The organism is Snodgrassella sp. W8124 (genome assembly GCF_016100875.1).
GTDB lineage: Bacteria > Pseudomonadota > Gammaproteobacteria > Burkholderiales > Neisseriaceae > Snodgrassella > Snodgrassella alvi.
This window is the reverse complement of sequence record NZ_JACFRP010000001.1, coordinates 84,018-104,301: the sequence shown is the minus strand read 5'-3', so window position 1 is coordinate 104,301 and position 20,284 is coordinate 84,018. Positions and strand designations below refer to the sequence as shown.

General features: G+C 42.1%; 10 protein-coding genes. 4 read left to right on the top strand and 6 right to left on the bottom strand.

What is annotated here, in order from left to right:
- Nucleotides 1–191: 191 nt before the first annotated feature.
- From H3U73_RS00415 to ubiG, 3 genes are all read left to right on the top strand, one after another.
- On the top strand, nucleotides 192–1,604 hold the full coding sequence (locus H3U73_RS00415; RefSeq protein WP_219999562.1) for an amino acid permease: 1,413 nt from the start codon (nucleotides 192–194) through the stop codon (nucleotides 1,602–1,604).
- A gap of 112 nt (nucleotides 1,605–1,716) precedes the next feature.
- Entirely contained in the window at nucleotides 1,717–3,381 is a 1,665-nt protein-coding gene (locus tag H3U73_RS00410; RefSeq protein ID WP_198189782.1) for a glycosyltransferase family 39 protein, read from the top strand.
- Nucleotides 3,382–3,386: 5 nt separating this feature from the next.
- Nucleotides 3,387–4,136 carry a bifunctional 2-polyprenyl-6-hydroxyphenol methylase/3-demethylubiquinol 3-O-methyltransferase UbiG gene (ubiG, locus tag H3U73_RS00405; protein ID WP_198189780.1) on the top strand — a complete coding sequence of 250 codons (750 nt, stop codon included), beginning with the start codon at nucleotides 3,387–3,389 and terminating at the stop codon, nucleotides 4,134–4,136.
- 75 nt (nucleotides 4,137–4,211) lie between these two features.
- On the opposite strand, the gene H3U73_RS00400 is transcribed toward ubiG, so the two are convergent.
- The 3 genes from H3U73_RS00400 to H3U73_RS00390 are packed head-to-tail and all read right to left on the bottom strand — an operon-like array spanning nucleotide 4,212 to nucleotide 6,586.
- The gene (locus H3U73_RS00400; protein WP_096766216.1) at nucleotides 4,212–4,649 is read right to left on the bottom strand and encodes an SCP2 domain-containing protein; all 438 of its coding nucleotides are present in this window, start codon (nucleotides 4,647–4,649) and stop codon (nucleotides 4,212–4,214) included.
- Entirely contained in the window at nucleotides 4,636–5,559 is a 924-nt protein-coding gene (locus H3U73_RS00395; protein ID WP_198190319.1) for a U32 family peptidase, read from the bottom strand. Before H3U73_RS00395 ends, H3U73_RS00400 begins: the two co-directional genes overlap by 14 nt.
- Before the next feature lie 16 nt (nucleotides 5,560–5,575).
- Nucleotides 5,576–6,586, bottom strand: a complete 1,011-nt coding sequence (locus H3U73_RS00390) for a peptidase U32 family protein (protein WP_198189778.1) — start codon at nucleotides 6,584–6,586, stop codon at nucleotides 5,576–5,578.
- A gap of 339 nt (nucleotides 6,587–6,925) precedes the next feature.
- On the opposite strand from H3U73_RS00390, the gene H3U73_RS00385 reads away from it, so the two are divergent.
- On the top strand, nucleotides 6,926–7,438 hold the full coding sequence (locus H3U73_RS00385; RefSeq protein ID WP_084551719.1) for a ClbS/DfsB family four-helix bundle protein: 513 nt from the start codon (nucleotides 6,926–6,928) through the stop codon (nucleotides 7,436–7,438).
- Nucleotides 7,439–8,567: 1,129 nt separating this feature from the next.
- Here H3U73_RS00385 and H3U73_RS00380 read toward each other — a convergent pair.
- From H3U73_RS00380 to H3U73_RS00370, 3 genes are all read right to left on the bottom strand, one after another.
- On the bottom strand, nucleotides 8,568–8,744 hold the full coding sequence (locus H3U73_RS00380; protein ID WP_158500020.1) for a hypothetical protein: 177 nt from the start codon (nucleotides 8,742–8,744) through the stop codon (nucleotides 8,568–8,570).
- A gap of 26 nt (nucleotides 8,745–8,770) precedes the next feature.
- Nucleotides 8,771–18,022 (bottom strand): hemagglutinin repeat-containing protein, encoded by a 9,252-nt coding sequence (locus H3U73_RS00375; RefSeq protein ID WP_198189777.1) that lies wholly within the window; start codon nucleotides 18,020–18,022, stop codon nucleotides 8,771–8,773.
- 273 nt (nucleotides 18,023–18,295) lie between these two features.
- Complete coding sequence (locus H3U73_RS00370; protein ID WP_084551717.1) at nucleotides 18,296–20,062, bottom strand: ShlB/FhaC/HecB family hemolysin secretion/activation protein; 1,767 nt, start codon at nucleotides 20,060–20,062, stop codon at nucleotides 18,296–18,298.
- Between the last annotated feature and the right edge of the window lie 222 nt (nucleotides 20,063–20,284).

Here is a 20,284-nt window from a genome sequence, read left to right as displayed (position 1 = left end):
TGGTATAGCACACTGGACATTGTTTCAGATGGTGCCGTTGCATCATTATGCCGGTATCAGAGTAATGAATGTATGCCGGATACTGCCATACATTCATGTATACCAGAGATTATTTACTCAATACCAGAATGACAGACGCTAACTCCTCTTCCAATCAAGTTAAACGCCATCTGAAAACCCGCCATCTGTCAATGATTGCCATTGGCGGCAGTATTGGTACGGGATTATTCATGGCCAGCGGCAGTGCCATTCACGATGCCGGGCCGGGAGGAGCACTGCTGGCGTATATGGCTATCGGGGTTATGGTGTATTTCCTGATGACCTCGCTCGGGGAAATGGCAACTTATCTGCCTACCTCTGGTTCCTTCTCTACCTATGCCGCCCGTTTTGTGGATCCGTCACTGGGATTTGCACTGGGCTGGAACTACTGGTTTAACTGGGTTATTACCGTTGCAGCCGATATTTCCATAGCTTCACTGGTTATTACCTACTGGGAACCATTGCGCTTTATGCCGGCATGGAGCTGGAGTTTGCTGTTTTTTGCTCTCGTGTTTCTGCTGAATATTTTATCTGTACGAGCCTACGGCGAATCAGAATACTGGTTTGCTCTGATTAAAGTAGTTACGGTAATTGTGTTTCTGGGCGTGGGTGTACTGACTATTTTCGGTATTCTTGGCGGCCAGTATATAGGCTTAAGTAATTTCACTATCGGCGACGCACCGATTCTCGGACATGGCTGGTCGGGCGGATTTTTTACCGTACTCGGTGTATTTCTGATTGCCGGTTTCTCATTTCAGGGAACAGAACTTATCGGTATTACTGCCGGTGAGTCAGAAAACCCGCAGGAAAGTATTCCCAAAGCAATCAAACAGGTTTTCTGGCGCATTCTGATTTTTTATATTCTGGCCATGCTGGTAATAGGTCTGCTTATTCCTTATAACAGCGATGCTCTGCTCGGTGCAGATGTGGATCAGGTTGCAAAATCGCCCTTTACACTGGTATTTGAGCGTGCCGGTCTGGCTTTTGCCGCAGCCATAATGAACACTGTGATTCTGACTTCTATTCTTTCTGCCGGCAATTCCGGTCTTTATGCATCTACCCGTATGTTGTATGCAATGGGTAAAGACGGCATGGCTCACCGCACTTTTGCTGAAGTAAACCGTCGCGGTGTACCTGTACTGGCATTGCTGGCAACAGCAATTGTCGTACTGGCTATTTTCCTGCTGGAAAGTGTCGATGAAGGTGCATACGAATACATTGTTGCGGCATCCGGTCTTACCGGTTTTATTGCCTGGCTAGGTATTGCCATCAGCCACTATCGTTTCCGGCGTGCTTTTGTGCGGCAGGGTAATGATGTGAATTCTCTGGTTTATCGTGCCAAATGGTTTCCGTTTGGCCCCATTTTGGCGCTTTTACTGTGTATTCTGGTGATAATCGGTCAGGACAGCCAGTTACTATTGCATGGTGATTTTAAATGGCAGCGCTTTGCAATTACCTATATGGGGCTGCCGGTATTCGCAGCATTCTATCTGTATCACAAGTTGCGCTACCATACTCGTAAAGTACCTCTCGACAAGGTGAATCTCAGCAAACATATCGATTAAAACCAGTATTTACATTAATCATACAGACTACAGGCAGCCACAACTGGCTGCCTGCTGCATTTTCAGCTAACATTAAGCCCGTTTACTTATTATTTATTACAGTCAGAATCACATGCTTACCTATACCCCCGCAAAATCCGGCAGTTCACCTCAGATGAACAAAAAACGTTCATGGCTGCTGCTGTTACTGGTATTTGTGTGGCTGTGGCCGGGTGTACTGCATCATGATTTATGGACACCAGGTGAACCTTATCTGTTTACTACCGTCAGTCAGTGGCAAACTTCAAACTGGGCAGTTCCAACTATTTTTGGTGAGATAAACTGGGAAGCTTCTCCCTTATATACATGGCTGGCAGTCTTATGTCAGCACTTATTCAGCCCGAAACGCATGGATGTCTATGAAGCCACCCGTCTTACCAATGTTATCCTCATAGTACTCACGTTTTCCTGTATTGGCGGTTCCGCACGCGAATTTCTCGGGCGAGGCTACGGCCGGATTGCCGTACTGATTTTATTAGGATGTACCGGTCTGCTGATACCGGCACACTTTATTAACGACAGCATGATTCTCTGTCTTGGTGCATCCATGTGCTGGTATGGTTTTGCGCTGGCGGAACGGCGTATTATGATGGCCAGCATGATGCTCGGCGGCGGTCTGGCAGTTCTGTCTTTAACCGGCAGTTTACTCTGGCCGCTATTGCTGATTCTGATTGCATTCAGCCTGCTGCTGCATTCGAAATGGCAAAGCCGGCGCTACCATCTGGTATTACTCATCTCCCTGCTCTGTGCTTTACCGCTGATGCTGATCTGGCCACTGGCCTTACATCAGACCGCTGCCAATATATTCAATTTGTGGTGGCAATACCATGCCCTCGCACCATTTGGCGGTTTCAGCCATTTTGAGGCACATTTCTCACTTGGGTATTACCTGAAAAATCTTATCTGGTTTGCTTTCCCTGCATGGCCATTAGCCATCTGGACAGCCACACGCTGCAAACTGAACAATCTGCGCTGGGGTATTCTCGGTATTATCTGGCTGAGCCTGTCTCTGCTTGTATTTGCTCTGCTGCCGCAGCAATATCAGGATTTATTAGTATTTGTCCTGCCACCGCTGGCTGTATTAGGAGCAGCACAGCTGGATGCCCTGCGTCGCAACGCCATAGCATTTCTCAACTGGTTCGGCATTATGGCTTTCGGCTTTCTGGCTGTATTTCTCTGGCTGGGCTTTATTGCCATGAATTACGGCTGGCCGGCCAAACTGGCTGAACGGGCAGTTTATTTCAGCCCGTACTACCGCTACGATGTAAACTACTTTCCAGTAATTGTTGCCTGCGTACTGACACCATTATGGCTATGGGCAATTACCCGCCAGCATATCCGCGGCAGACAGGCAGTCACTAACTGGGCTGCCGGCGTATTACTGGTGTGGTCACTGCTGCTTACTCTGTTCTTACCATGGCTGGATGCAGCCAAATCCGCCCGGCCGGTTGTCCAGCAAATGCAAAACAGTCTGAGCGAAGAACAACAACAGGCTTTTATTAATATGCATGACTGCATCAGCGTTAACCAGAATAGCTTTAGCATGCGTATTGCATGGCAGCAATATAGCTGGATTCCTCTGCTGCCGGATAATCCGCACTGTAACTATCGTCTGATCAGCAGAGACTCCAAAACCACTCCGCCGCCTGAATGGCATGAAATCTGGTCTGGCGCCCGTCCGCGTGAAAAAAACAACATCATCGCCTTGTGGGTTAAATCCACTGCAACAAAGGAATAACAATTATGAATACTCCAGTAGAGCAACAAACCAGTCTGCCGGCCACACCCGCCAACGTCGATGCCGGCGAAATCGACAAATTCAGCCAGCTGGCACATAAGTGGTGGGACAAAGAGAGCGAGTTTAAACCTCTGCATGACATTAATCCCTTGCGGCTCAGTTTTATTGATAGTTATGCTCGGCTGGCCGGTAAAGATGTACTGGATGTAGGCTGCGGCGGCGGAATTCTGAGCGAAGCCATGGCAAAAGCCGGTGCCAGTAGCGTTACTGGTATTGATTTAGCCAAAAAATCCCTGAAAATCGCCCAGTTACACGCTATGCAGGAACATGTTGGCAACGTAAGCTACCGTATGGTCAGTGTAGAAGATTTAGCTGCAGAAATGCCGGCCGGCTTCGGAGCAGTTACCTGTATGGAGATGCTGGAACATGTACCCGATCCGGGCAGTGTAGTGCATGCCTGTGCACAATTAGTCCAACCTGGCGGCGTAGTTTGTTTTTCCACTATCAACCGCAATATCAAATCATACATGCAAGCCATCATTGCAGCAGAATACATCTTGCAACTGATGCCGCATGGCACCCATGATCACCGCAAATTCATCACGCCGGCAGAACTGGCACGCCTGTGCCGTCAGGCTGGTCTGGAATGGCTGGGTAGCAGTGGCTTTACCTACAACCCGTTAACCAGACGCTATTACCTTACCGACAGTCTGGATGTCAATTACATGATTGCCTGCCGCCGTCCTTTAGACTAGTAACAGCCTATGTAAAAAGCCGGTATCATAACCAGATACCGGCTGCTGTGACAGTTCCTGAATCACAGCCTGTAGCTACTGCCCTACCAGTGACTTCATAACAGGAACAGTCGACCAGTCAATACTGTCGAGCAGATTTTTTACCACTAATCCCAGTTCTGTATCACCCTCAATTTTTAACCGGCGATTGAAAAACAGTGTATCCGGATCTTCCTGGCGCAATAGCATCTTCATAAAATCGGCGGTATTGGCACTCAGACATAAATCCACCACACCAGCAGCATCAGCAGCCATAAAACGCTCGTTACTGGCACTGAAACATAAATCCAGCCCCAAATCTGATACTACAATCCGGAAATGACGTCCGGCCAGCAAAGACATATCTGCCAGTAATATCTCTCTTCTGAGTAACTGATTTAAGGTATTAACCAATACCCATGCCGGTGGTTTTGCCGGCAGTACTGAAATTATCTTTTTCAAAAATACCGGCATTACTTTATCAGGCACCTGCATGTATCATCCCTTCGCATTGATTAATTCCGGCTTTACCATGCCAGTAACCATCCACCAGTACATTACCTGCATGCATTTTGAGCTCAGATAAAGCAGAAGTTGCCTTTTTTGCTCCGTCCAGAACCTGCTGATGCAATTCAATCACTTCCGCCATATACTCTTTTTGCGGAGAAATTCTTAAATACTTCACACCAATAGCCATCAACTGCTGATAACTGGCGAGTAAAGAATGATAGCCGGCAGACATTGTCTGAATCCCGTTAATAGTCAGAAAAGCCTGCTTTTCGCGTGTATTCAGCAGCAGACCATCAGCATGTTCCAGACATTTAAATTCACAACTGTCTTTTTTCAGATTGTAATGCCGTGCGGTAAAACAGCGTGAAGAATAAGCCAACGGCAATTTTCCCCAGCCAAATACCTCACAAGTCATATCCGGCACTGCCGCAATCATCTTGGCCAGCCGGTCTGCGCCCAGCTCAACCGGAGCAATCCAGCGATAAGCCCCCAGTGACTGCATCAATGCCAGCGTCTGCTCGTTATAAATATTCAGTGCCTGCCCCGCAACAAAAGGGATTCCCTTTGCATACAGCAGCCTCACCGCAGCAAGATCATTAGCCTCTACCTGAAAATCAGCTTGTTCTGTCAGTTTACGCAGCCGCTTTAAATCAGATTCACTCTCCAGCAGCACCTGTGATGATAAAATCACCTCATGCCCGCTGGTAGCAACATCATGAGCCAAATCAATCCAGTCGGCTACTTTCAGCTCCTGCCGGCGGGAACATACCGTCTCACCCATATAAACCGTTTTTAGTGGCTGCTCAGCCATCTGCCGGTAAAAATCCACAATCTGCTGCTTATGCCAGAAAAACAGAATCGGCCCTAACGATAAAGCCAGTTTACCCTGTTGCATCATCTACATTCCCTTATTATTTCCACGGCCGGTTATAAGCACCCAGCGTTACCTGCTGGCCTTCTGAGACTTTGGCCAGTGCCTGCTGCCACAACGGATTAACACTGAACTGTTCCGGACTTTGTATTGCCATATCCAGAGCCTGCCGTAATACCTTAGTGACCTGAGCTGTATAGGCCGGACTGCGCTGCCTGCCTTCCACCTTAATCGCCGCCACACCGATTTCCAGCAATTGCGGCAAAATTTCTATAACATTCAGACTGGTTGGTTCTTCCAGCGCATAATACGTTTCCTGATTTACCTGAAACCGCCCTTTGCATAAAGTCGGATAACCGGCCGGCTCATCCACAATATACCGGTCAATCAGAATATTATTCAGCCGCGCATCCATCCCGTTGTTATGCTGCTCCCAGCGAACATATTTTGCCGGTGAACACACACCGAAAGTATTAGGTGACTCTCCCGTCACATAACTTGAAAGCAGACAGCGTCCCTCTACCATCACACACAAACTGCCAAACCCAAACACCTCAATTTCTACAGAAGTATGTTTAATTACCTGCTCCACCTGAGGTAAGGTCAGCACCCGCGGCAATACCACCCGTTTAATACCAAACAGCTCCTGAGCCAGATTAATCGCCTCATAATTCGTAGCCGACCCCTGTACCGACATATGCAATGCCAGCTGAGGATGTGTTTTTCGCGCATAAGCCAACATCCCCAGATCAGCCAGAATAACCGCATCTACGCCCAGCTCAGCCGCTGTATCCACAGCCTGCTGCCATTTCAGTACATCGCCGGCCTGTGCATAAGTATTAATTGCCATCAGCACCTTACGCCCGTACTGATGTGCATAAGCAATTCCCTCAGCGGCTGATTTATAGTCAAAATTCAGACCGGCAAAATTACGTGCATTAGTTGCATCCTTCAGCCCCATATAAACCGTATCCGCTCCATGGTCTACTGCCATTTTCAGCGCCGGTAAATTACCTGCCGGGCACACCAGTTCAGGTATTTTCCTACTCATCTGTTTTCACCAACCCCATAAATAAAAACATCAATCAGCAGGTATCAATACCTGCACAAATGCAGGATTAAAACATCTAATACAATCGAATTTATTGACAATAAACAAGCAAAAATTAAATCAAAATATTTTTAATATTTATTTAACCAAAAGATACATAAATAAATAAAAAGTTTAATAAAAATAACAGTGAACATAAGAATGATTGTATAAATAAGCTGCCTTTTGCCGTAGTTTTATTTTCCGAATCATCATAGCGCCTCCATTTATCTGCCATAAAATATGTTATGCTGTACCACATAGTTTATATAGTTAATGTCTGAAGGTAGGGAGAACCAAATGGCAATACCAGAATCAAAACAGGAACTAATTGAAGCAATTAATAAAAACTATACACTACTGACCAAAAAGCTGGCTGCTGTACCTGAACAGAAAGCCTATCTGCCTCTGATGGAAGGCCATGCTAAAGGTACAATGATGAGTGCTGCACAGCTTGTGTCTTATTTAATTGGCTGGGGAGAACTGGTGCTGTCATGGCATAAACAGGAACAGTCAGGGCAGAAAATTGCCTTTCCGGAAGCAGGATATAAATGGAATCAACTGGGATTACTGGCACAGAAATTTTATCGTGATTATCAGGACATTACCGATTTCAAACAGTTACTCTCGCTTCTGGAGACCAACAAAAAGAATCTGATTTCACTTATTGATAGCTTTAGTAATGAAGAGCTGTATGGCTCACCCTGGCATGAAAAATACACACGCGGACGCATGATTCAGTTTAATACCTCCTCCCCTTATAAAAATGCCACAGGACGATTGAATAAATTGTTGAAACAAATTGCCGAATAAGCTTATTTATTTTTAAAATTTATCAAAATATTCATATAGGTTAAATTATATCATCTTAGCTTATTTTTATGATATAAGAATATTATTAACTTTAATGTCAATATTCTTATTTTATTTACGCAAAACAGTTATTATTTTAATAGAGTTTCTTTTAATTTCCTCAGTCATTTAACTTTTATTCTTAGCTATTTTTAATAATGATCAAAATATTATCCTGTAAAACTACCATGAATTATAAATTTCAACTATTTTCTGAATAAATAATTAAATTAAATTCAGGACTGATATATCAGACTATCAATACTTACATCATTAATTTTTACCTTTTGTTTTGAACTAAAATTTCAATTGTTGCTGTTGCATTACAAAGTAAGTTGCATATGTAGGTATTCCGCGTTTTTCATACACAGAACAAACATGTTGTTCATCATTTAAATTGTTTTATTACTGCTCTCTCTCTGCATATTCACTATTCTGCAAGTTTATTACACGGCAATCGCTCAGATATACGCCGATACCGACAAATATAAGTAAACAGATTTTAGCAATTCACTTCTGCCTAAGTTGCTTTTCTTCAAATACAAAATAGCGTTTGCCATTAATTTCATGAATCAGTATCTGCATGGTACTGATTATTTTTTGCGTTATCCGGCCGGAGATAACTTCTAAAGCAGAATTATTAACAGCAACATACAAATTACCGTAGGCTGATTACAGATTTTATTCTGCTACATTTCTAAAGACGTTTCTTAGTCACGGTAAATATCTGGATTAGAAGCTACTACTGTATTCCCATATATAGTTTTGTGGAAATCCCAGATACGGATCACTTTACTACAATTACAGTCCGGAGCTGCTACTCCTGTACTGAGGGCTTTCTGTAACAAATTGCACGCATTATCTTTTTGCTAAATTTCTAGCATACTTTTTTGAATCCTTCAGTATTCTTAAATTCATTATGGTTATGCGAGGCATCATTACTGTCTTTTTTCTCAGCCTCGCATCTGTTCATTGATATCCTTTCAATAATCATGCTCAGTTAGTTTATCGGAAATGTTTTTTAATTACAAAATCCGGATAGCCTTTCCTTATTTGTACAATTTTTCAGAATTTTTTATATATCAGCAAATTATAAACCATGCTGACGTGGTGTAACTCGATTTTCTGTCATATCACGATACAGAATTTTTAAATCCAGATTATCGCTCCTTAAATCTCTTACACCACAGATCACATCAGATTCCTGTTGTTGTACATTGGTATGGCCAATAGCATCTATCTTCTGATAGCCCCGGAAACATAACAAATCTTTTAAGTTTCATTGTTATTTTCCTAATATATTCCTAATTGGTATAATACCTTTAACAATTTTGAGTTCAGTACCCCGCCGAAATCAACTCCATCAAAAAACACATTATCATAGGAAACATTATTCTTTATTTCTCCGGTTTTCTTGTCAACTACTGTTTTGGGCGATTTTAAGGCATTGGTCAGATTTTCTTTACGTATTTTATCGGCTGCCGACTTTAATGTATTTTGTGTAATAGCTTTCTCTGGATTAATGGTCAGTATATCGACTACTGTATCCAGTAATCGCCGCTGATATTGCAATTTATAAATTTCTTCATACAGTGCAGTTTTCTTTTCTTCTGATGTTTCTTTTTTGATTTTTTCCCTCAGCTCTACCTGTTGAGAATCGATATAAGAGTTAATTAACTTATGGCTGTTCTGACGGAATTCTTTATTAACTTCTACCTGAATATTTAATTCATTAAGTACTTTTTCCTTATCAAAGTTGTTAGCCAGATAACCGGCCTTATCGGCATAATCTTCGCTGCTGGTGTCAGTGTGAATAGCGGCTATGGCCTCTGCTGAGGTTTTATCGGAATTCTGCTGCTGAGCTGCTTCATCAGTAATGACGATATTTTTGGTATTAATACCACTATGTGTAGTACTGCTGTCGTGACCACTGTCATGCCCCTCTCCGGATGAGTAGCTGCCGGTAAGCTTCTTAGGGGAATTCAGATTCAAACTGCCACTGACATCAATACCGTTACTGCTACCACTGTAATCGCTGTAATTTTTGATGTCACTGCTGGTAAGACTGCCGGTAATCAAGCTGTTTTTACCTTCTGCTTCTGCGGCACTGGCAGAGGTGATGATCGCCCCTTTCAGATCTGTATTGCCTTTAACTTTAATCTGATAGCCATTATTTCCAGCTATGATGCCGCTCTGTTCGGTTACACTGGCATAATCTGCCTTGATTTTGTTATCACTATAGCCGGCTGAACCGGTTGGAATGAAGTTTGAGTCTACATTTATTTGTCCGCTGACATTCTGCTGTTTACTCTGATATTCCGCTTTGTCCTGAAGGCTGGCTATGTTCAGCTCAGCTGCATCTATGCTCACGCCTTTACCGATTACTTGCGCACCTATGATATTGGTGGCGCCGCCACTGCTAAGGCTGGTATTGCTACTGTTGCTGCCGACATGACTATTACGATTGCTTGTCCCTTGTCCTTCGCCACCACCTTTACCCAGATTGACCCCGCCAGTAATACCCAGAGATGTACCACTGGAGCCCAAACTGGCAGACACTCCGGCATTCCAGCCACTGGATTTATTGCTGCTGCTCTCATTGTGGCTTTGTTCGGCTGCGCGCAGATTAATTTGATTATCTGCCTGTAAATGGGTGCCTTTATTGCCTGCTACATCTGATCCGATGATGTTGATATTGGAATCTTTGCCTGCTCCGGTTGCCAGCAGATTGACTGTTCCTCCGGCATTAATCCGGCTGGCTGAGGCCACCTTATCTTCTGTGTGATTCTCCAAACGGGACTTCTGCTGACCGAATGTTATGCCGACATTAACATCCTTAGGCTTTTTGGGATTACTGATAATATCACTGGCCGCTTTATATGTGTCCATTCCAGCATTAAAGACAGCTAAGGCATTAACACGATCATATTTACTTTTATTTATACGCCCAATTGCATCTTTGGCTTTTTTGACAGAACCACCCTTAGAACTATTTACACTTACTGTAACACCACTTTGCTTCATAGTGTGCACATAATCAGTGCTGTACTGATCCTGAGCTGCCAGCACATTAATTTGTTTAGCCACAACAGCCACATTACCTTCAGTGGAAGCAACAGTACTGCCGCTTTGCGTATAATGATTACCGGCAATAATTGTGGTATCACCTTTCAGACTACCGACATTGCTGCCGCTATGGATAAGGGAATTTCCGGCAATGTCATCGGTTTGTTTCTGACTGCCGATAAAGATACCAGAACCTCCGCTCTTCATCAGACCGGATTTTTTTCTGGCATGATATTCCTGTTCCTGATACTGATTTTCTGCCGCCTCGATTTTAATATCACGACCGGCATGTAATACTGTCTGATTATCTGCAATAACATTGCTGCCGCGGATACTAATATCCTGTTCACTGCCGATACTGACATTACTACCAGTAATAGTACTGCCTACTGCTTCATCATTATGTTTCTGATATTTATCTATGCTTTTTTTAGTGGACAAAATTCCTTTTGTTTTATTGTAATGAGCTTCATCCAGATCCGTTTTTGCCCTGCCCTCGGTAATATTAACTCCTTCCTTACCATAAATATTAATATCACCATTAATACTGTTAATATCACTCTGCCGGATATTAACTTTGTTGCCATTTAATGAAACATTACCATCAGCAACAATCTGAGTACCGCTTTCATTTTTATGATCCAACGCCAGATGGTTTCTGTCACTGAGTTCACCATATCCGGAGTGGCTTGCTGTCTGAACTGTACCCAGATTAACACTTCCGTTACTGCTGGCCAGCTGAGTCAGTCCGTTGGTTGCCGTATTAACAATATTAGCACCATGAAAATTCAGATCATCTACACTATTAACTGCCAGAATTCCATCTTTACTGCCTGTTACATATAGTCCTGCCACCCGATCAATCACGGTACCGCCATTGCGCTCATCACCGTGCGTTGCAGTGGTAGTGTTAACATTTATACGTTGTGCCTGCATGCCAAGCACATTCTGTGCCTGAACGGTACCGCCATTAATATCAATATTATCAGTTGCATTAAGCAGCACATTTTGCCCGCTAATCAGACCACTGTTACTAAGATTATGTGCACCCAAATCTACAATTCTGCGACCGGCCACTGTTCCCTGATTATTAATATCCTTATTAGTATGCAGACTGATATTATCAGCACTGATTAATGCACCGGCTGTATTCAGATCTCCGTCGCGTACCATCAGATATACCTGCGGAACCAGTACGGTTTGCTGACTTCCATCAGGCATGGTTACAGTCTGACTTACCATCCAGACAATATCACTGGTCAGGCGCGCTATCTGATCGGCACTCAGAGCAACTCCCGGTACCAGCCCCATGGTTTTTGCCATACTTATGCCGGCATCCATTAATGCCTTATATTCATCTTCATCACTGTCATATCCTGCAAGGCGGCGATAACCGGTTAACCGATCTATTTGTTCATTAATCAGTCTTTGTTCGTAATAACCGTCCCCTAAGCGCTTCTGTATTTTTTCCGGATCCTGACCTAGCGCTTCTAACAAATAATTGCTACTAAGCCATTTATTTTTATTGGTAAATGCTGGATCGGTTTCAACCAAATAACCTTTATTATCCGGATCAATATGATACAAACTATTATTAGGTAATTTATTATTCAGGCTGGTAAGTGTTTTAACATTGGGTACATTTGCACTATCAGTTTTATTATCACCTACATGCTGATTATTGGCTGACATGTTGTGATCGTCTGTATTATCAGCATTGACATTATCTTTAACTGAATTATTGCTTGTAACATTGTCTGTATCTGTATGCTTACTATTGGAACTGCCAATAGATGTACTACCCGTATGTACACTTCCTGCATTCTCTATGTTACTGGTATTATTATTTACTCCAATAATGGTATTGTCCTTAAAATTAACTTCCGTGTGTTGCTGGATAATGCTGACAGGTTGTTCAAGATCAATAGTCGTGGTTGTGGTCTCGTTTATCTTACCTCTTTCTTCTCTTCTATAGACACGATGCTCGATTCCCCAGCCACTTTTACCTTTTTTATATCCGCCTACTGTACCAGTATCAACAACACGCTGCTGACCTTTACTTTCAATATTATCCAGCTGTAACGAATCTGCACCAGTCAGACTACCGCCTACCAGAATCCGGCTGTTATTATTTTCCCAATGGTTGCCGCTTATATTTAAGTTACCGCCAATAATAATTTCACCCGGACTGCTTTCACTGACACGTTGTTTATAAGTTTTGCGATTGAAATCCCACCATGTGATACCGGTTTTTTCCGCTCTGGCCATAGGACGGCCATCATTAAAATAAAATTCAGAATGTTGTTTTTTAATCTTTCGTTCATTAAAATGCCCGTCCACTCCCTCTGTCCATTTCTCTGTCTGGCCGGGGAATAAATACTGTTGAATATGCTGCTCAGGATTTGCCAGATATTCTTCAAGAGTGAAATGATTATTCAGATTACGTAATTCATTTACGGCAATATTTCCATTTCCTTTTGCCTCAATACGCGCACTGCTGTTTATCAGACTATCAGCCATTCCGGAAGCATGATATTGTTTGTCCAGCTTTCCGCCAATAGCAAGATCACCTTCACTGAGTAAATAGCCCTGCTCCTTATTAACTATATCTCTGGCACCTATATCCAGCTGCTGGCGTGCAGCAATAATTGCTGCCTTAGTCTCATTACCCGTTATTTCTTCTCGATTTAACAAACTGCCGGTACCTATCGCCACATGGTCTCCGTAAATGCGTCCGGTACCAACGTTATCTACAAGGTTTCCAGCTTGAATCAGAGTCAGACCATTACTGTTTATCAGACCTCGGTTAATTACACTGTCCTGCACATTTAATTCTGTATGCTTATTACTCTGAATAGTACCGGCTGCCTGATTATCTATTCGGCTGGCATCAATAATAACACTATCACCGATAACATTATGATTATTAATTATTTTGCCATTACTATGCAATTTCAGACCAGCATTAGCACTTATATTCCCGTTAATATTAAAATCATCTGTTAAATCTATAGATGCATCATGACCGGCAGCTATGCCGGCATCGTCAGTACTGGCATAATCCAGTTTTTTTGCCTGTAAATTTAAATCATTTCCGGCAAGAATTTTACCGTTTTTGGTATTATCAATTTCCAAAGTATTATGCAGCTGATCATGAATATTTACATTATCTGCGCTACTGATTTGTCCATACTGATTAAGTAGTTTCTGATTGATTTGTGCATTTAGCTGCTTATTGGCGCGGATGTTACCAGCAGTGTTATCGATACTGTCTGCTGTGAGATCAATACTGTCTGCATCTATACTGCCATTATTGCTGTTATCCAGTGTCGATGCTTGAATTACTGCACCTTTACCAGCCTGAATCTGACCGTTTGCGCTGTTATTCAATACCAGATTGCCTGGTCCATCAGCATTTAGCAGTAATTCTTCATTACTTACAATATTTCCGCCTGTGTTATCCAACTTTTCGTCAATCTGCGCCTTTAACTGTTTACCTGCCTGAATGATACCTTCTGATTTATTCTCAACGCGGGCTGCTTTCAGATTCAGATTCTTCTCACTGCTTATTATTCCTTTATTATTATTTTTAATACTTTCCGTATTTAGATAGGCATCTTTACCGGCTATGATTTTTCCGCCGTTACTGTTATCAACAGCCAAATGGCTTTCGCCTTCACTGTTGAGCAACACATCTCCGCCACTGCCAAATTCTCCGCCCTGATTATTCAGGCTGCTGCCAATCTGTGCCTTTAACTGCTGATTTGTCCGGATAGCTCCGGCAGCATTGTTTACACTGTCTGCTGTCAGATCAATACTGTCTGCATCTATGCTGCCATTATTGCTATTATCCAGTGTTGATGCTTGAATTACAGCCTCTTTGCCCGACTGAATCACACCATTTGTACTGTTGTTTAAACTTACCGATGCCTTAAGATGCAGATTTTCACTGCTTATTATCCCTTTATTATTATTTTTAATACTTTCCGTATTTAGATAGGCATCTTTACCGGCTATGATTTTTCCGCCGTTACTGTTATCAACAGCCAAATGGCTTTCGCCTTCACTGTTGAGCAACACATCTCCGCCACTACCAAATTCTCCGCCTTGATTATTCAGGCTGCTGCCAATCTGTGCCTTTAACTGCTTATTCGTCCGGATAGCTCCGGCTGCATTGTTTACACTGTCTGCTGTCAGATCAATACTGTCTGCATCTATGCTGCCATTATTGCTATTATCCAGTGTTGATGCTTGAATTACAGCCTCTTTGCCCGACTGAATCACACCATTTGTACTGTTGTTTAAACTTACCGATGCCTTAAGATGCAGATTTTCACTGCTTATTATCCCTTTATTATTATTTTTAATACTTTCCGTATTTAGATAGGCATCTTTACCGGCTATGATTTTTCCGCCGTCACTGTTATCAACAGCCAAATGGCTTTCGCCTTCACTGTTGAGCAACACATCTCCACCACTGCCGAATTCTCCGCCCTGATTATTCAGGCTGCTGCCAATCTGTGCCTTTAATCTCTGGTTTGTCCGGATAGCTCCGGCTGCATTGTTTACACTGTCTGCTGTCAGATCAATACTGTCTGCATCTATGCTGCCATTATTGCTGTTATCCAGTGTCGATGCTTGAATTACTGCCTCTTTGCCCGACTGAATCACACCATTTCCACTGTTGTTTATACTTACTGATGCCTTAAGATGCAGATTTTCACTGCTTATTATCCCTTTATTATTATTTTTAATACTTTCCGTATTCAGATAGGCATCTTTACCGGCTATGATTTTTCCGCCGTCACTGTTATCAACAGCCAGATGGCTTTCACCTTCACTGTTGAGCAACACATCTCCGCCACTACCAAATTCTCCGCCCTGATTATTCAGGCTGGTGCCAATCTGTGCCTTTAATCTCTGGTTTGTCCGTATCGCTCCAGCTGCATTGTTTATACTGTTTGCTGTCAGATCAATACTGCCTGCATCTATGCTTCCATCATTACTGTTATCCAGTGTCGATGCATGAATTACTGCTCCTTTACCAGCCTGAATCTTGCCATTTGCGCTGTTATTCAATACCAGATTGCTGAGCCCATCAGCATTTAGCAGTAACTCTTCATTACTTGCAATATTTCCTCCCATGTTATCCAGCTTTTCGTCAATCTGCGCCTTTAACTGTTTACCTGCCTGAATAACACCCCCTGCCGTATTCTCTGCGCGTGCTGCTTTCAGATTCAGATTCTCACTGCTTATTATCCCTTTATTATTATTTTTAATACTTTCTGTATTCAGATAGGCATTTTTATTCGCTATGATTTTTCCGCCATCACTGTTATCAACACTCAGACGGCTTTCGCCTTCACTGTTGAGTAATATATCTTCGCCACTGCCGAATTCTCCGCCCTGATTATTCAGACGGCTGCCAATCTGTGCATTAAGCTGCTGATTGGTACGAATCGCTCCCTTACTGTTATCAACAATATCGGCTTTTAATATCAGACTATTACTATCAATACTGCCCTGCCGGTTATTCAGGTTATTCGTATTCAGTTTAAGAGATGCACCGGACTGAATTTTTCCGTCCAGACTGTTATTTATATTTCCACTCTGTATACTTAGCTGTTCCTGAGCCGCAATCAAACCATTATCACTGTTATCCAGCTGGGCACTGTCTATATCAATATTCTTTACCGACTGTAATTTACCTTTTCTGTTATCCAGTTTGCCACTTTTTGCCGATAATAATTCTGTTGTAGTAATTTCACCCTGATGATTATCAATGCTATTGGTATTAATTAATGCCTGCCGAGCACTGAGTTTACCTTGATAATTATCAAATATTTCACCACTTACCGTTAATTTATTCAGATTCAGACTGCCATGATTATTCAGACCAGTCTTCGAGGTTAAATCAATACCACCATTGGCAATAATCTGACCATTATCATTAATTATTTCCTGATTACCGATAATTTGTCCGGTTTCAAATTGTGTTTTATGCGGATTAACAGCAGTGACTGTTTGTCCGCTACCGGCGGCTGTAGTAGGAGGGGTAACAGGTTCTGCCGGTTCTGGTTTATGCTCCGGTACAGGCGGAGCAGGCTTATCTTTCTCAGGTGCATAACCAATCAGGCCATTATTACGATTATCCAGCTTATTCATATCCAGCGCTAAACCTTGAGTACCGGTCTGAATAATTTTCCCGTTCTGATTATGAATATTATCTGCAATAATATCTATCCGGCCGGCATTAATTTCTCCCTGATTATGCAGTTTTTGCTGTCGGATATTGATTTCATCTGCAGTAGTCAGTAAACCACTGTTTTCTAACTGCTCACTATGAACCAGCATTTTTCCCTGACTTGAAACTGTTCCACTATTCGTTACTCTGTCAGCATTGAGGGAAACACTGGCAATATCAGCACCAGAAGATTTCTGATCAGAAACGACAATACTGCCGCTATTGCTCAGGTAACCATTAGCATCTATGCTTAAATTACCATTACCGGCATAAATCTGCCCCGCATTATTAACACCAACGCCTTTATCAGTACTAACCAGTACAATCTTACCGGCATACATACCACCCAGTTTGCCTGCATCGATAGCTACTAAAGGTTTATTCTCTGCAGAGGTCAGTACAGACTCAGTTATATTTCCCTGTACATCTGTATTATTGCTCCCTGCTGTAATATTCAGATTATTTGCCCAGATACCCGCATTAATCTGTGCGGCCTGCGATAGAATGCGTGTATATTCACTGCTTCCGGTATCCAGACCGTCTCCACCGATACTGATATTACCCTGCCGGACTTCAAACCCATCTAAATTACCATTCTTGATTAGCGGTTTACCTGTAGTCAGCGTTACTCCCGCTGCATTAATAAATCCGCTGCCATTCACATTTATCCCCGCCGGATTGGCTATAATTACTTCTGCACGCCGACCGGCAACTTCTATATAGCCATTCAGCTGACTGGGATTGGTACTATTAATCTGATTAACAATAACTCTGGCTTCACCTTTACTCAGCCACGGATTGGCCTGTATCCAGCCGGCCAGTCTGGTTTCCGTATTTTTTCGGCTATTATTTAAAATAGCGCCTTTGTTATCTACATCCATCTGCCGGAACTGATTAATTGAAACTCCGCCTTTAGTAGGTGTTCGAATATTAATTTGCGGTGTTCCATTCGCTGTTTGCAAAATAGTCGGCTGCTGATTTTTCGGTGCAGAAGTATCAGCATGAATCGAACCTGCTCGGCTGGAATCAATAACCAGAGTGCATAAACCGAAACCCAGCAGAATAGACCAAGCCAGAACAGGCAAACCTACAATCTTGATTGTGCTATTCATTATTGCGGTACTACCGGCAGTACTGTCTGCAGTACTTTTTCCTTCACGAATAGTATTTTCCGCAACAGCCATCATTTGCCCGCGTTTTTTATTGAAAATTACCTTAAAAAGATTCTTATTCATTTTCCTGCCCTTTGAAGAGTATATTTAATTAAAATTTCTCAAAACCAACTGGAATATTGTCTTAATATTTATTCAGAAAAAGCCAAATATTAAATAAATTTATTCAGATTAAAATCAAACGTATATCAGCAGAATAAAATTCTAATAATGACAAAACAATAATTATTAATTGATCGATTATTCGTAATTTTTCCGGTAACTCTATTATTCATCATGCAATCCTCTTTATTTCATAATCAACGCTATATTTTGAATAAATTTGTATTACAGCTCTTAAAGTGAATAATTCAGATTAAATCCGAATGTGGTTCTGTCTGTACGAAAATGCTGCGGTTTATAAATCGGCTTTCCCATAAATACGTCGTAATACCAGTTTCCGCCAGCCTTTATTTGACCTTTAAAACCCAGTACCGTACCCGCCAGCGTCTTTCCTAACTGCATTTCACTTGTTCTTCCCGTTATATGCCCTACGTCAATCCCCGCATATACCTGATGACCCGGTAAATACTGCCAGTTCAGATTGTTATTCCAGTACCAGCCATGCTCTCCCATCAAAGTAAGCTCTCCGTCAAATCCCCGCACAGTGTAGCGCCCGCCTATCGATACTTGATCCTGAGTAATTAACGGGGTTTTATTCCACTGCCCGTGAAACGAGGTGTCATAGCTAAAGTTATATTTTCCTACCCTGAACGGCTTCATCAGTGAAGCATCCAGTGTGATTATCTCCATCCTCGAAGTGCCTTCACCAAATTCTTCTTCCGCTGCTCGTAAACTGTGGTCTGCACCGGTTCCGCGCTTATAACCTGCACTCAGATTAAGTATGGCATTTCCTAAATATTCCTGATGATTCAGCCCTATAGCCCAGCCCGCCGTATGCCTTCTCTGTACTTCGATTTCAGCATCGTCTATATAGTTATGAGATTTACGCCGCCATATTCTGGCACTTACATCAATTTTACGGTAGCTGTTACGATATATCATTCGGGTTATCCCCAAATCTGTATTTTCACTGCTGCCGTTATAATCATAATTCTGGTTATAACCGGCTATAGCCTGATGGTAGCGGTAATAATTCTGGTTAAAAGCTATCAGCCAGTTTCCTACCGGCACTGAATAATGAAGGGAATAGCCGTGTGTACCACTGCCGGTACGATTACCATCAATATCTACTGTACTGTCTTTACTACCCAGATCATGGTTATAGTTCACATAAAACAGATCACTTAAACCTAACGGATTATCAACAGATAAAGTTACACCGCCCTGATAACGTCCGGTAGCATGACTACCTGAGTCATCTGCATTAAAGCTAATCCGTACTGGTACTTTACGCTGCGACCATGAAACAACCACATCACTTTCGTTCGGTGCTTCAGCCGGCACTATCTGGATATCTGCCTCTACTGTCGGTACGCGTTTCAGGTTTTCCAGTCCTTGTTCTAAATCCCGCAGATTCAATATGTCACCAGATCTGGCAGGAAATTCATTCTGAATACGACGAATACGATTTACATGTGTCTGATCAGCATTATCAAGGTTATAACGAATTTCATGAATTCGTCCCGGAATAACTGTCAATACCAGCTCACCAGTACTTAAATCCTGCGGGCTGGCCAGAATGCGTGTAGTAGTATATCCCCTGTCTATTACTGCATTCTGCGCCAGTGTCATAATATAATTAATACCATTGCTACCCAGACACAATCCCGGTTTGAATTTACTCTGATAAATAGCTTTATTTAATGCAAATTGAAACCGCTGTGCCTGATCACCATTTAATTTGATGCTTCTGATGGCAAAACATGGTTTTTCATCCTGAGGTAAACCGTTAACCGTACCTTCAATTTGGGGAGGCTGTAATCGCACATTGACTTCAGGCTGCATTTTTTCCTGAAACTGTTTCAGCCTTTGCTGTTCGCGAATAATCTGCTGCTGTTCAATATCTGCCGGATTAGCCGGACCTGACGATGGTGCAGCATACGTCTGATATATTACCCCGTTAATTAGACTTAAAAAAAATAGGTATTTACTGATGTTCATAACATTACCTACAAATTCTTATTTTAATTAATAATATAATACATAAATTAACTAAACAAATTATTTAACTGATTTATTTATAATAAAATTATTTTATTAAGAAAATTTAGTTCAGGTATTTACAGAAAAAAAATATTTATAGAAATTAATTTTATATAAATATTTCAATATATTAAATTAAAAAATATTATATATAAATATATAAAGCTATTATAGTTTTCT